Annotated in this window: 9 protein-coding genes; 7 read left to right on the top strand and 2 right to left on the bottom strand. The window is 49.7% G+C overall.

Annotation, left to right across the window (positions count from 1 at the left end):
- The first annotated feature begins 59 nt into the window (after positions 1-59).
- The 7 genes from BGK68_RS06805 to BGK68_RS06775 all read left to right on the top strand — a co-directional run bounded on the left by BGK68_RS06805 (position 60) and on the right by BGK68_RS06775 (position 11,763).
- Positions 60-884, top strand: a complete 825-nt coding sequence (locus BGK68_RS06805) for a hypothetical protein (protein ID WP_198937168.1) — start codon at positions 60-62, stop codon at positions 882-884.
- Positions 885-1,581: 697 nt separating this feature from the next.
- Positions 1,582-4,131 carry a sigma-70 family RNA polymerase sigma factor gene (locus tag BGK68_RS06800; protein WP_083657741.1) on the top strand — a complete coding sequence of 850 codons (2,550 nt, stop codon included), beginning with the start codon at positions 1,582-1,584 and terminating at the stop codon, positions 4,129-4,131.
- A 38-nt stretch (positions 4,132-4,169) separates the two neighbouring features.
- On the top strand, positions 4,170-5,615 hold the full coding sequence (locus BGK68_RS06795) for an ATP-binding protein (RefSeq protein WP_075256453.1): 1,446 nt from the start codon (positions 4,170-4,172) through the stop codon (positions 5,613-5,615).
- 3 nt (positions 5,616-5,618) lie between these two features.
- Positions 5,619-8,510: a Z1 domain-containing protein gene (locus tag BGK68_RS06790; protein ID WP_075256452.1), complete on the top strand. Its 2,892-nt coding sequence runs from the start codon at positions 5,619-5,621 to the stop codon at positions 8,508-8,510.
- A complete protein-coding gene (locus tag BGK68_RS06785) occupies positions 8,494-9,510 on the top strand; it encodes a PD-(D/E)XK motif protein (protein ID WP_075256451.1) in 1,017 nt (338 codons plus the stop codon). The genes BGK68_RS06790 and BGK68_RS06785 overlap by 17 nt, the downstream gene beginning before the upstream one ends.
- Positions 9,507-11,282 carry an AIPR family protein gene (locus BGK68_RS06780; RefSeq protein WP_075256450.1) on the top strand — a complete coding sequence of 592 codons (1,776 nt, stop codon included), beginning with the start codon at positions 9,507-9,509 and terminating at the stop codon, positions 11,280-11,282. Before BGK68_RS06785 ends, BGK68_RS06780 begins: the two co-directional genes overlap by 4 nt.
- A 25-nt stretch (positions 11,283-11,307) precedes the next feature.
- Entirely contained in the window at positions 11,308-11,763 is a 456-nt protein-coding gene (locus BGK68_RS06775) for a very short patch repair endonuclease (protein ID WP_075256449.1), read from the top strand.
- A 29-nt stretch (positions 11,764-11,792) separates the two neighbouring features.
- Here the strand turns inward: BGK68_RS06775 and BGK68_RS06770 are convergent, their stop codons facing one another.
- Together BGK68_RS06770 and BGK68_RS06765 are read right to left on the bottom strand one after the other, a co-directional pair.
- Entirely contained in the window at positions 11,793-13,352 is a 1,560-nt protein-coding gene (locus BGK68_RS06770; RefSeq protein WP_075256448.1) for a DNA cytosine methyltransferase, read from the bottom strand.
- A gap of 173 nt (positions 13,353-13,525) precedes the next feature.
- The gene (locus BGK68_RS06765; RefSeq protein ID WP_069375242.1) at positions 13,526-14,047 is read right to left on the bottom strand and encodes a GNAT family N-acetyltransferase; all 522 of its coding nucleotides are present in this window, start codon (positions 14,045-14,047) and stop codon (positions 13,526-13,528) included.
- Positions 14,048-14,408 lie beyond the last annotated feature (361 nt).

The following is a 14,408-nucleotide window of genomic DNA, read 5'->3' as shown; positions in this document are numbered from 1 at the left end:
AAACACCTCTTTGATTAAAGGTGTTGCGACCACCGATTGAATCTGCCCATGACTGGGGCATGCACTGGGGCGGACCGGTGCAACAGGACCAGCCGGCAGTGGTGTACAAGAACACCAGCTATGTGTCGCATTCGACCACGGTGATCAATCGCGTGACCAATAATGTCATCGTCAATAACAACAATCGCACGGTCAACAACATCAGCAACGTCAACAACGTTAGTAACGTCAATAACGTCAACAACACCCGCAATGTCGTCAACGAGAACCGTGTCGACCGTCGCGTCACCGTCAACAATGTCGACCAGCGCCGCGAAGCCGTGCAGGCGGCCCCGGCAGCCATGAGCATGCCGCACTTCACGGCCAGCGACACCCGCATGGGCGCCGCCCCGCACGCACCGGCGCCACAGCAGATGGCGGCGCTGCACGAGCATGTTGCACCGGCTGCGCCGGAACACGCCAGTGCGCAGCACGACGCCAGGGCGAGGGCCGAGGAAAAGAAGATGGCGGAAGAGAGGAAGATGCCGCCGATGCAGCAGATGCAGAAGGAAGCGGCCAAGCCTGCCATGACGCGAATGGACAACAAGGAAGCGCCCGCCGCACACATGACGCCGCCGGTCGCTCATGCGCAGCCAGCACCGCAGCGCGAAGAGAAGATGAGCATGCCTGCGCATGCGGCGTCGATGCAACAGCATGAGACGCAAGCGCGTGCACCGGTGCCGCATCCGCCTGCGCAGCATGCAGCCGATGCGCATGAGGTGGAAAAACATGAGGCGCAGCAGCATCAGGCCGAGAAGCAGGTGGAACAGAAACACGCTGCTGACAAGCATGAGGCTGAAAAGCATGAAGGCGAGAAGCTCGAGACGCAGCATCACAACGGTTGAGGGCGCTCAGGCGATCAGAGGGTTGAAAATCCTTGGGTAGCTGGTTCGATTCTGCACCGAGCGCCAAGACTTCAGCGTTACCAGAATTGGCAGCCGCGCCGCTCGGGGTGGCTGCCTTTTTAGTTTCTTCCACAGCCGTCATCAGAGTTAGCATTTTTCCGCTCAATGGGGGCGCAGAAGAGCATTAGAAGATAGAGAGTCTTCACTAGGTCATTACAAAGCCCCGATATTTTCTGATGAATCAATTTTTCGGTGGAAAAGTCCACACTTGGCGAATATTTCTTTGGTCGATGTCGAGCATGCACGCCATCATCGATACGTCCATACCACCGTACTTCGAACGCCATTTATAAACCGTCACCTAGTTCGCGACAGATGTCCGGGATGCCAAGGCCAGCCCCAACACTCTTGATCGCCTAGATAATCTGGCTATCCTTGAATTCAATCTCTTCATTTCTAGAATTTCCCTGTGAGAATATTCTACTTCTGACGGCGCTGGTTTTAAGGGAGGATTACCTAGTCACATCCTCCTGTAGAATTACAAAAAAACAATTTTTCTCAATAATACGATTTATCTCACATGAATATCGGAAAAATGAGAGGCGATCACAAACGTCTGATCGGGGGATCATTCTTTAACTGGCTGATCGAGACTGGAAAATCACGCCTTGGTGAAGCGCTCTGAAGGGGTGGCAACATGCGTCCTCTCAATAAATTTTTAAAGATGGCCGTCATGGGCGAGGTCAAAAGCGCCGCGCAACTTCATATCGACCGAGGCGATGATCTCAATGCACGTGACTCAAACGGGCTCACTCTGCTCATGCTTTTGGCGGCAAAAAATAAAACAGCCATGTGTCAATTTCTGCTGGAAGCTGGAGCCGATCCCTCTTTGCTGGATCCCTCCGGTAGGACAGCTTACGCTATTGCAATTTCCGCAGGAGCTCAGCAAGTCGCAGACGTACTGAAGCCCATCACGTCGGCTCCGGCCATTTCGGAAATATTGGTAACCGAGCAAACGCCGATGACAAATATCGGGACAGCTCTTTCTCAAGATGAGAGGAATAATACTGAATCGCCAGTAGAGGCATCCTCTATGAACGAAACCGTCTGTACGCCGGCTTTGTTATCTGTAATCCCAGTAACTATAGATTACGATGAATGCAGTTTTGAGTTATCTGATTGGGTCGCAGAGGAAGAACTCCCACCTCCGGAACCAGATTTTTCTATCGTTGCTGACGCAAGTGCAATACAAATAGCTATATCTGACTATAAACCTATCGACTCATCAATAGATTGGGATGATGTTGAGGCCTTCCTCCCCGATCAATCAGCTCCATTTTCGCGCAAGGAAAACCTTGAAACCAGGGGACGCTTACGCCTCGCTCTCATAAGAGCAATTCGAGAAGGCAGCGTGCCTGAAATGGAAATCGAGTCCTTGTCCGTTGATGAAGATGGGAACTACAACCAAGAATTCAAAGAACTGCTAACGTTAGTTATCAACGACTTAGGAGCAGAAGTCGATGAACGATTTGAATATATCACCTGGGATGAAAATTTCTCTGTCCACATTTCGAAAGAAGAGGCTGCTGACGAAGAAGAGGTTATAGACACTGCTATACGCTTCATCGACAGTGTGACATCGCGTCGCGCAGAACCGCTACGCATATATCTAAGAGATATCCAAAAGGTCAAACTAATCACCGGCGAAGAGGAAGTAATCTTCTCTCAGCGTATGGAAGAGCAGCATAGACGGGCGCTAGACGCATTGGCACAATGGCCTCGAGGCCTCAACCTGCTACTTGATGCCGGCCGATTGGTACAAAAGCAGCAAAGAGCTATTTCTTCGATATCCCTAGGTCCAGTTGAAAAGCAGCCGAATTTGGATGACCCCTCCACAGAAACGATCATTTTTTCTACACAGGATCCCACGAGTGATGATAGCGAGGATGAGGTAGATGAGCCGACATCATCGCCAGATAACTCCACTTCTGTTTTCCTGGGTACCTTACTTCACCTGACTTCGCTGGTGGAGAAATCGCCATCGGAGAATCTCAATAAAGAGATCAGAAAACAGATCGACCTGCTTCGCCTCAACAGCATTTTTCTGTTTGATCTCTTAAGTTCGGCGCTCCAAGATCAAGGCGAAGCAGCTTTCGAATTTTCCGCTGCGATGAAATGCTACATGGACGCTCGTGAACGGATGGCCACTGCAAATCTAAAACTGGTCTTCCATATCGCAAAAAAATTTATGTATAGCGGTTTGTCATTGGAAGATCTAACGCAAGAAGGAAACATCGGTTTGCTGAAGGCTGTTGAGCGTTTCGATTGGCGGCGTGGATATAAATTCTCCACCTATGCAACCTGGTGGATTCGCCAGCAAATTGGACGTGCTATCGCAGATTCGGCTCGCACCATACGAATTCCTGTTCATATGCATGAGAAGCTTCAGCGATTACACAAAGAGACGCTGGCCTTTGAAGAGGAAACCAGACGGCCTCCAGAGCCCGAAGAAATAGTAGCTCGCCTTGGCATATCGATACGCAATTGGGAGACCTTGCAACGAGTCCCCTCCGAGCCGATGTCTATCAATGATTTTTTCAACGATGACCTGATCGATCCGATTGCTGGCGACAATATCGTATCTCCTGATCCGTTCGATTCGTACGCAGAATTACAACTCTGCGAAACGGTGAACAATGTGATTTCGACGCTCAAACCTAAAGAAGAAAAAGTGCTTCGTATGCGCTTCGGCATTGGAATTACTAATGCGCTTACTCTCGAAGAAGCAGGCGCTACTTATGGTTTGACTAGAGAACGAATCCGTCAGATCGAAGCCAAGGCTTTACGCCGGTTATCAACTGCAGAGAAATTTAATCAGCTTTCAATTGCATCGTTTGGTTATGTCCCCACAGGGAACTCAGCTTCTGCGAAACCCGTTGACCACGATGAAACAATGATAGTGGTCAAACAAACTATTGACGACGGAACCGATATTGAATCGCATAATGCCGCAGCGGCCATGATCGATCGCGAACAGAATCCACATGTTGTGCAATCAAAGGCGCTGAATCGCCTCCTCTTGCAACTCGAAGATGCCGGGATTCGCGTGGTGGACGAGCGAACGGCAACGTCAGGGAAAGTATGGGTCGAAATTGCTGAAATGAATGACACAAGAGATCGCAAGTTCATTCGCAAAATGTTGGACATCGGCTTTTCTTTTATACCAGGGCGAGGGTACTGGAAATGACATCAAGAACACGCAATGCACCTCCACATGCAATGGCCATGCTTGAAGCTCTTCGTGGCTTAGGGTATTCAACCGGTGCAGCGCTGGCAGACATCATCGACAACAGCATCTCAGCAGGAGCCAACAATGTTTATGTTGATTTCACGTGGGATGGCGCCCAGAGCCGAATTTCTATCTTAGACAATGGCACTGGAATGTCAGACAGTGAACTAGAAAGCGCAATGCGTTTGGGTGACAAAAATCCTCTTGACGTCCGCTCAGCTCATGATCTAGGCCGATTTGGCATGGGATTAAAAACAGCGTCTTTCTCGCAATGCCGCCGCTTGACCGTGAAAACGATAAAGAATGGTAGAGAGAGTTGCCTACGGTGGGACTTAGGCGAGTTAGCCAAGAATCCAGAGAGAGGCTGGCTGTTATTCGAAGGGGCTGCCGAGGAATCTCACCCATTCGTTGCCTCATTAAGTGGGACGAACCCCGGCACACTGGTACTCTGGGAATTAATGGATCGCATCGTTACTGATGGCTATACGGCAAATAACTTTATCGATCTTATCGATGCCGTTGAATCTCATTTGGCAATGGTATTTCATCGGTTTCTAAAAGGACCGCACGCCAATTTAAATCTCTACTTGAATGGTAGACCTGTTTCTGCGTGGGATCCATTTATGTCAGGACATCCCGCAAAACCGTGGACCTCTCCGGTCACCAGTCATCAAAACGCCTATGGAAATGTCACAGTCCAATGCCATGTATTGCCACATCGCGACAAACTTACCGCAACCGAATTTGAGGAAAATGCGGGCCCCGAAGGTTGGACTGCACAGCAAGGATTCTATGTTTACCGTAACGAGCGCCTGCTTGTCGCTGGCGGATGGCTAGGTTTAGGCAACTCGCGAGTATGGAATCGAGAAGAAGCCCATCGCCTTGCCCGCATTCGACTGGACATTCCCAATACAGCAGATGCCGACTGGAAAATTGATGTTCGCAAATCTATAGCACGCCCACCTGTGTCACTTCGCCCTTGGTTAATATCGCTAGCGGAAAACACGCGAGAGCGAGCGCGGCGCGTATTTGCTTATCGAGGCACGCCTATGCCGGTGCAGGGCAATACCACAATTGAGCAAGCTTGGCGTATCGACCGACTCAAATCTGGAATGCGTTACAAGATAGACCATAACCACCCGTCTGTTGCAGCCGTCATGTCTAGTGCCAGCGAACTTAAGCCGCTTATTCAATCGATGCTTCGCGTAATCGAAGAAACAGTGCCGGTACAACGCATCTGGCTTGATACCGCTGAAAGCAAAGAAACTCCTCGAACTGGCTTTGAAGGTGAAACCAATGCAACCATTATCGAGGTCGCGAGTGTTCTTTTTAACGATCTCATTGAACGTAAAGGTCTTAGCATCGATGAAGCACGTAAGTCCATGCTTCGCACTGAACCATTCCAGAAATATCCATCACTCGTAGCAAAACTTGGGAGCTAAAGAATGACAGTAGCTGAGGAGATCGCAGTCCAAAATGAGATAGCCGAAAACATTATCGCTACCGCACAGCGGCTGATTCGCGCCGAGAAGGATAAGTCCAAAGTTACGCCCACATATATTGCAGCCAAAGTACAGATGGCGACCGAGATATTTAACAGAGATGGAGCCGTCACCGTCGACCAGCAAGCCATTATCGCTACGTTGATTCAACGATTTAGCCATTGGATTGGTAAATCCACTGCCATCATGGACAACACCAACCACAAAGACTGGTTGAATGCTGCACGTAAAAAGGACTGGCACTATTGGCGACGCTACCGAGACTTCCTAGAATCAAAGCTGTCTGATACGGTTGTGGATGGTTTAGATGAGGCCACAGATAGCGTCTTAGAGCTATTAGAAGATCCGCAGCGAGTAGATCAATGGGATAGACGCGGCCTCGTTGTAGGCCATGTCCAATCAGGTAAGACAAGTAATTATTCCGGCCTAATTTGCAAAGCTGCTGACGCCGGCTACAAAATTATTATCGTTCTTGCGGGTCTTCACAATAATCTGAGGTCTCAAACACAGATGCGACTCGAAGAGAGTTTTCTAGGGTATGAGACAACCTCGGATCGCGACCCAGGCTTACCTATTGGTGTCGCAGAATTTGGGGAAGATTTAAAAACAAATTCTGCAACAACACGTGCTGAAAACGGCGACTTCAGTAAGGCTATTGCAAAACACTTCCACGGAATCTCCCCTGAAGAGCGCCCTTGGTTATTCGTTGTTAAAAAGCAGAAGACAGTTCTCACAGCCTTACTCAACTGGATTCAAACCCGTGTCGCCGATACTACAGATGCAGATGATGGGCGAAAGCTGGTAACCAAGTTGCCCCTACTCGTCATTGATGACGAAGCCGATAACGCATCCGTAGATACCGGCGAAGATATTGTGGATGAAAATGGGCAGCCAAATGAAGAGTACAGCCCGAAGACCATCAACCGTCTCATTCGTCAGATCTTGCACGCGTTTAGCCGTAAGGCTTATGTCGGCTATACAGCAACGCCATTTGCAAATATATTCATTCACCAAAAAGGCACAACAAAGAAAGAAGGTGCGGACCTCTTCCCCAAAGCATTCATTATCAACCTCTCCGCACCATCAAACTACGTCGGCCCAGCCCGCATGTTCGGCAAGATGACAAAAGAGGGCCGAGAAGGAGCACTACCTTTATCACGCGCAATCGAAGATCATTATGATGAAGAAGCTGAATCAGGCTGGATGCCACCCAAACATAAAAAGGATCATTGTCCTCTTTTCGGAGGACAAAGTACTGCTCCGCCATCTCTACACGAAGCCATCCACGCATTTGTTTTAGCTTGCGCCGTTCGTGAACTTCGAGGTCAAGGAACGCAGCATAGCTCTATGCTCGTCCACGTCACCCGTTATGTTGATGTGCAAAACCATGTAAAAGCGCAGGTTGAAGAAGTCGTCCGCCGAATGCGACAGCGAATTAAGCGGGGAATGGATGTTGAGGCTCTACGAGAACAACTTCACGAACTTTGGAAAAGCGACTTTATTATTACTCGAGATAAGGTTGCAGCATTATCCACTGCAGAGGAATGCCCACCAGTACTACCGGTATGGGATGACGTACTTGCGAAATTGCCCGACGTCCTGGATGACATACAAATCCGCTCTGTAAATGGAACAGCTAAAGATGCCTTGGAATACTCCACGCCCGGTTCGGCGTTAAAGGTAATCGCAGTCGGCGGTGATAAGCTTGCACGAGGCCTGACTCTAGAGGGGCTTTGCGTTAGCTACTTTGTTCGGACAACAAAGATGTATGACACCCTCATGCAGATGGGGCGTTGGTTCGGATATCGGCCAGGATATCTAGACTTATGCCGCCTCTACACTTCCAACGATCTGGTGAAATGGTTTGAGCATATCGCAGATGCCTCGGAAGAATTACGCGAAGAATTTGACTTTATGGCGCAAACAGGACTGACACCTGAGCAGTACGGCCTGAAAGTCAAATCACATGAGGTCCTTACCGTGACATCTCCGTTAAAAATGAGGAACTCAGAGACACTTTCACTAAGCTATAGCGGGACACGGCCACAAACCATTCTTTTCCATCGGAACAAGCAAATACAACAGAACAATCTTAGGGCCGCTGAATCACTGATTAGCGACCTCGGCTCTCCAGCGGCGAAGAACATAACTTACGACCGTAATGGAGAGACGCAGAGCTGGCCGAACAGTGCTCTGTGGAGGAATGTTGAAGCGGCGAAGATACTTAGGTTCCTTGAAGACTATACGACGCATCCAAATGCGACGAGTGCTAAAGCAAGCGTACTTTCAGACTTCATTAAGAAGATGACAGAGATAGGGCAACTTGCCCAATGGAGCGTGGGGCTTATAGGAAGTGGCAGCATTGAAGGGCCTAGCCATAAATTTGGGGAGAGCGAAGTCAAAACCTTCCCTATGCGCAAATACGATGCATCTGGTGACAAATTCTCTATCAGGGTTCTGACTGATCCTAAAGACGAAGGGATGGATTTAAATGATGACCAATGGCGTAAAGCGCTCGAATTGACTTTGGATGCATGGAAACCTGATCCAGCTCGCTCCCCGCCGCGGATTGATCCACCGGTCGAACCAAGTGGGAAAGGTATTCGAGAAATGCGCAAAAACCTAGGCGGAAGTTCAGAGAGAGGTTTGCTTTTACTGTACCCACTATCGCCCTACGTTATCAGCGAAAACAAAGATCGAAGTCTGGTCATACCTGAGTGGGAAAAGCCCGTAATGGCCTTTGCGATCGCATTTCCGTCGAGTGATAACGCCATCACTGTTTCTTACAAAGTCAACCTCCTATACTGGATCCAAGAATATGGCCCGTCAGAGTGATGAGTTCGTGATGGCTTGGTCCTCTCTACATGGGTTAGGTGATGAGGCGGGCTGGCAAGCCATTCCAATTGCGCCAGCATCACCTCTGGAGCTGCAGGCGGGTCGTCGCTCTCCAGACAACTCCGAGGCTGTGCTACTTGGCTTCCCATCTATACGTCTATCAGCATCGGATAAACTACCGGAAGGACAGGGTTTTGCAGTGGAACGTATAGACCCGCAAGGCGACAACAAGCTGTGGCTAGCACTGACACGAAAGACTGCTGGGAGCGGAGATTTGTTCGCAAGCATGGTATCCGATGTAGTAGGAGCACTTGATGACGCTGTTATTGCTGGCTCAAATGAACAGAAGCTCCTTCATGTATTCATCAGTCGCGTGGGAGCCTGGCAGGAGTTCATGAGAAAAGGTCTTCAAGCCCTGAGTCCTGAAGCAGAAATCGGCTTGGTTGGCGAACTTGCAGTGCTTCGATCAATTATCGATGCAGGTGTACCTGCACCACTTGCGATTGAATCATGGCGTGGCCCATTAGATGCTATTCAGGATTTCGAACTGGGAAGCGGAGCACTAGAGGTGAAGTCCACACTATCGACGATTGGATTTCCTGCAAAGATTGGATCTCTTGAACAGCTTGAAGACTCTGTGCGTCAACCGTTGTTTGTCGTAAGTGTCCGACTGAAACAAGCTACTACTGGGAAAACCCTTTCCGAAATCGTCGCTGAGGTGCAGTGCATCGTCAAAGGTGAAGCAGAAGCAAAGCGCCTCTTGGAGGAAAGATTACTCGCTGCGGGATTTATAGACAAACACGGAGACCGTTATCCTAGGCGATTTATTCTCGCCAACATGCGGTTCCTCGAAGTAGATAAAGACTTCCCACGTCTGACACTAGGCAATGTGCCAACAGGCATTACGAAAGCAAGTTATGAAATCGATCTTGACAAAACAATTGGTACGGCAATAGAGATTGATGAAGCATTAAAGAAACTAGGGGCAATGAAACTATGAACTTGGGTGATTTTCTTCTTGAAACACAAGCTGGTGTTCGCTCCCAGATGCGAGAGGGAGCACTATATGAGGAGCTGGTCTTCTCCGGTATTGTGATGGATCACATGGCCGAAATTGGCATGACATTTGAACCTGTCGAATGCCACTTCGAGGGAAAATTCGGCTCTGCCAACCTCCGGCTCAGTGGCTATGGTATCTCGGAAGATCTAGATCAATTGGATTTGTTTGTCAGCCTCTATGCAGGGGTCGATATTCCCACCGCAATCCCTGACTCCGAAACAAAAACTGCAGTTGAGCAGTGCTTAAGATTTTTGACACTCTGTGCCGAAGGAAAGATGGCACCAAAGCTCGACCCATCCACTGACGTTCGATCCCTTGCTGAGACGCTACAAACAATTTACAACGATCTGGAGCAGATTCGTGTTTATGTCATCACCGATAAGGTAGCGAAGTCCAAGAGTTTCAAGACTCGGGAAGTCGGCGGGAAAGCAGTTCGCCTTGAAGTAATGGACATCGAAAGACTGCATCGCCACTGGTCTGAAGGAAAACCACGTGATGAACTGGTGGTTGACTTCAATGAGGTATCTGGCGCTCCGCTACCATGCGTCTTCGTTCCTGGTGAAAACGACGATTACGACTATGCACTCACCGCCGTTCCTGGTGAAGCTCTACGTCTTCTCTATGAACGGTTTGGTGCCAGACTTCTTGAGGCTAATGTACGCTCCTTCCTCAGCGTTAAAGGCAAAGGCGTCAATGCTGGCATACAAAGTACTCTCAGATCTGCACCAGAGCGTTTCATGGCCTATAACAACGGTATCGTCGTCGTTGCCGATGAGATGATACTTGGCACAACGAATAACGGTTCTTCTGGTATTACATGGCTTAAAGGACTACAGATCGTCAATGGTGGCCAAACAACAGCCTCTCTCTACTTCACCAAGAAAAGATATCCAACAACGGATCTAAGCCATGTACGTATTCCGGCGAAGATTATCGTCATGAAGACAACTGATCCAGCGAAAGAAGAGGCGCTTGTTTCTGACATCTCTCGATACGCAAACAGCCAAAATGCGGTCAAGCAGTCTGATCTTTCAGCCAATAAACCTTTCCACATCGAGATCGAAAAACTGTCTCGCTCTATTTACTGCCCGGATGGTGTCGGGCAATGGTTCTACGAGCGGGCATCTGGCAGCTACAATACGCTGCTCAGCAGGGAAGGCTCTACGCCTGCGAAGCTCAAGGCACTCAAGGAGTCCATTCCGACCTCGCGCCGCATCACAAAGACTGATTTGGCGAAGTATGTAACTGCGTGGGACTGCAAACCCGATATCGTTAGCCTCGGATCACAAAAGAACTTTGATCGCTTTATGGCGAACTTAGCTCCATCTGATGGCCAAGAAATCCCGCTGCCAAGTGTTCAGGACTTCAAGGCGATGATTGCTAAAGCGAAGATCTATCGAGAAGCCCAAAAGCGTCTACGGCCAATGTTCCCTGCGTTCCAAGCCAACGTTACGGCCTACACTGTGTCACTCTTGGCTGAAAAACTTGGAAACCGCATTGACTTGGAGAGAATCTGGAACAAGCAAGCCGTCTCCCCAGAATTACTCGACCAAATCGCCGTATGGGCAAAAGAGGTGAATGAAGTGCTACACAATTCCTCTGGTGGACGTATGGTATCGGAATGGGCCAAGAAGCCTGAGTGTAAGGAAGCGGTTATCGAGGCAATTTATTCAGCACCGGCCGACAATATTCCTGAGCTCAAGGCGGTATAAACCATTAATTACGGAAAGGATATTGATGGCAGACATCGTTCAACCTCAAGTGCGAAGTCGGATGATGTCTGGGATTAGAGGAAAAAACTCCAAACCAGAGATTCTGGTGAGGCGCCTGTTGTTTGCGGCGGGTTTTCGTTTTCGACTCCACCGTCGGGATCTAGCTGGAACCCCAGACATTGTCCTACCAAGTAGAAAGATTGCCATTTTTGTGCATGGGTGTTTTTGGCATGCGCATAATGAATGCCGTTATTTCAAGCTGCCCTCAACGCGGCCGGAGTTTTGGAAAGCGAAACTTCAAGGGAATGCCAAAAGAGATCAACGAGCGATCGCCAGCTTGATCTCTTCTGGCTGGCGGGTATTAAGCATTTGGGAGTGTGCTACTCGAGAATTTCAAGAGCAATCTCTAGGGGAGGAAATTATTTCCTGGATCAATGGCGATGAGCTATCAGGGGAAATCGGAAGCGTTACCAATAATTAGTTTGACAACGCCTCACGATGTTTTAGCTTCTATTGTTGATCCCTAGATGCCAAGAATTTATAGATGACCTTGGCAATCTTTCGTGCCAACAGCGGTGGCACGGCATTGCCAATCTGTCCGTATTGCTCCGTACGATTTCCTTCGAAGAAATAGTTATCAGGAAACGTCTGCAAACGAGCCGCTTCGCGGACTGTCAAACTACGACATTGAGATGGATCAGGATGGATATAGTAATGGCCATCCTTCTTGATATGGGCCACAACCGTCGAAGAGGGAAGCCCACCGACCTGTACTCGGAATCGATCTGCAAAAGGTATTTTCTCCTCTTCAACGTTCGTGTGATCAGGTAGTAGCTTCGGTGGAAAATCATACAATGTCGGAGCATACCCTTCTTCTTTTGCAAAGGCTGATGCGAATAAATATCGGTGCAAGTCGGATCTCATGTGGCTACGAGTCTCGTGCTGAAGCACACCACCAAGTCTTGCATCCAAATACCATGATTTAAGCTCTTTCGACATGGAGGCACTTGGGGTAACCGCCATTGGGATAAAAGTGCCACCAAAAGAAACCAGCTTCTTTGCCCGCTCTAATGCGCGCTCCATACGCTCTTCAACTTGTGGTCGATTATCTGCCCGCCAATAAGCGAGATTCTTTGGTGCGCCAGCTAACGCAGCCAACCACGCCTCGTGAGAATCTGGCTCTTGAGATAATCGACTACGTAAAGGGGGAAGGCCGGATAAAGCCGTCATTACGCCAGTCTGAGGAGTGATTGCTCTCAGTACGAATCGGTGCGGATGATTCAGTAGAGCAGAGGTCTGCTCCGCAACATCAGAACGAATTCCAAAAAGAATGACTCTATGACGACTTTGAGGAACTCCATAGGCATCCGCCTCAATCACATAATCATTCGGAGACAGCTTATCTGTATGCACCACCAGCGAGCGAATTTTGTAAGTTAATCCTTCGCGGGGATTCGTCAGGTCCGCCAAAATTCGCTCAAAGATTCTGCTTCCACCGTGCTTTGAACTCAACATTCCTTTGACGTTTTCCATCACGAAAACTGAAGGAGAGAATCGCTGAATAATTCGTAGATACTCTGTGTAAAGGAAATGTCGCTCGTCGTTCTCGAAAGCTTCCGGGTCTTTCCCGCGTAAACGAGAACGACCAGCCGTGGAATATGCTTGGCAAGGAGGCCCCCCGATTAAAACCCAATCGGAAGCATCACCAATCCCCTCTTGAATCCATCCGTCAATGATATCAACAGGGGTAACACCCAATTCGGCACAACGCACTTCATGGGCCGCTTTCTCTGCGGCGTCCTTGATGTCCTCATGAGCAAGGAATTGTTCGCGTGTGATGTTGCCACGAACATAGTCATAATAGGCTTCAGGTGCTTTTCCCTTGGGGAATTTTCGAAATAGGGCGCGAAGCATCAAGGTCCTGTATGCCACCGGATCCTTTTCAATAGAGACCTTAACATCAAAACGGGCATTTCCGCGGTCGTCCCGGACTGAAGAGAACCCCTCGCAAAGCCCCCCTGGCCCTGCAAACAGATCAATTACTGGTATTTTTGCGAGCTTCTCTTCCATTAATTATTTATCATTTAATACAGGCTTGGGATTGCCGAACGAAGCAAGACTATATTTCTTGCTCTTTTCTCAAAACTTCCTATTTTATCTTGTAGTTGCCCTTGCAATTCAGGACATTCAGACATCGTTAAGTTACTGATGCAGCCCGTCCACCCCGGGCCACCAAAACGAAATTACCCCCCAATACGATCCGGCTCCGTCCGCCCATCCAACATCAGTTGCAGAAAAGCCAGATCCAGCCACTTGCCGAACTTGGTGCCGACCTGCGGCAGATAGCCCACCTGCTCAAACCCCAGCTTCTTGTGCAGGCTGATGGAGCCGCTATTGCTGGCGTCGATGCCGGCCACCATCACATGCTTGCCCAGCGCGCGGGCGCGGGCGATCAGGGCTTCCATCAGCGCCCGCCCCAGGCCTTCGCCGCGATGATCCTTGTGGACGTAGACCGAATGCTCCACGGTGTGACGATAGCCATCGAAAGCGCGCCAGTCGCCAAAGCTGGCATAGCCCAGCACCTTGCCGTCGGCCACCGCTACCAGCACGGGATAGCCGCTCTGGCGGCGTGCGGTCAGCCAGTCTTCGCGGTTGCGGTCGTCAACCAGGGTCTCGTTCCAGATGGCCGTGGTGTTGGCCACCGCGTCGTTGTAAATCGGGGTGATGCCGGCAATGTCGGCCAGCTCGGCGTCGCGGATCTGCATGGTGTCGGGAATGTAGAAGATAGAAAGAAATAGAACGGCGTAGAAGAAAAGCGCAGCGGCACAGTGTAGCCGATGTGGAACAGTCGCATGCGTTACCGCCCTTGTGTTAAGACATCTGACATATACATGTGTTACCATTCGGCAAGCCCGTCAGTGGCTTCCCGTGCATGCCTGGCCTGGCCGAGCGCGACGGAGAACAAGCATGCCCTCGCATGTCTGCAAGACCGGAGACGAGTTGCGTTGTCTGAACTCCACGATCCCGGCACATGACCATTTCCCCATTGCCCGCCATTGACTTGCTGTCACGCATGACCTTGCGTCATGAGGCAGGCGCTGGTGTCTCCTATCCACCTCCACTGTA

Origin of the sequence: Herbaspirillum camelliae, assembly GCF_001929405.1 — a bacterium.
In the GTDB taxonomy this organism is placed as follows: domain Bacteria; phylum Pseudomonadota; class Gammaproteobacteria; order Burkholderiales; family Burkholderiaceae_D; genus Herbaspirillum; species Herbaspirillum seropedicae.
This window is presented reverse-complemented; position numbering and strand designations above follow the sequence as displayed.

What these genes read in the sequence shown, in the direction of transcription:
- BGK68_RS06805 (WP_198937168.1), top strand. Translation starts at nt 60, where the DNA reads ATGCACTGGGGCGGACCGGTGCAACAGGACCAGCCGGCAGTGGTGTAC.
- BGK68_RS06800 (WP_083657741.1), top strand. Translation starts at nt 1,582, where the DNA reads ATGCGTCCTCTCAATAAATTTTTAAAGATGGCCGTCATGGGCGAGGTC.
- BGK68_RS06795 (WP_075256453.1), top strand. Translation starts at nt 4,170, where the DNA reads ATGCTTGAAGCTCTTCGTGGCTTAGGGTATTCAACCGGTGCAGCGCTG.
- BGK68_RS06790 (WP_075256452.1), top strand. Translation starts at nt 5,619, where the DNA reads ATGACAGTAGCTGAGGAGATCGCAGTCCAAAATGAGATAGCCGAAAAC.
- BGK68_RS06785 (WP_075256451.1), top strand. Translation starts at nt 8,494, where the DNA reads ATGGCCCGTCAGAGTGATGAGTTCGTGATGGCTTGGTCCTCTCTACAT.
- BGK68_RS06780 (WP_075256450.1), top strand. Translation starts at nt 9,507, where the DNA reads ATGAACTTGGGTGATTTTCTTCTTGAAACACAAGCTGGTGTTCGCTCC.
- BGK68_RS06775 (WP_075256449.1), top strand. Translation starts at nt 11,308, where the DNA reads ATGGCAGACATCGTTCAACCTCAAGTGCGAAGTCGGATGATGTCTGGG.
- BGK68_RS06770 (WP_075256448.1), bottom strand. Translation starts at nt 13,352, where the DNA reads ATGGAAGAGAAGCTCGCAAAAATACCAGTAATTGATCTGTTTGCAGGG.
- BGK68_RS06765 (WP_069375242.1), bottom strand. Translation starts at nt 14,047, where the DNA reads ATGCAGATCCGCGACGCCGAGCTGGCCGACATTGCCGGCATCACCCCG.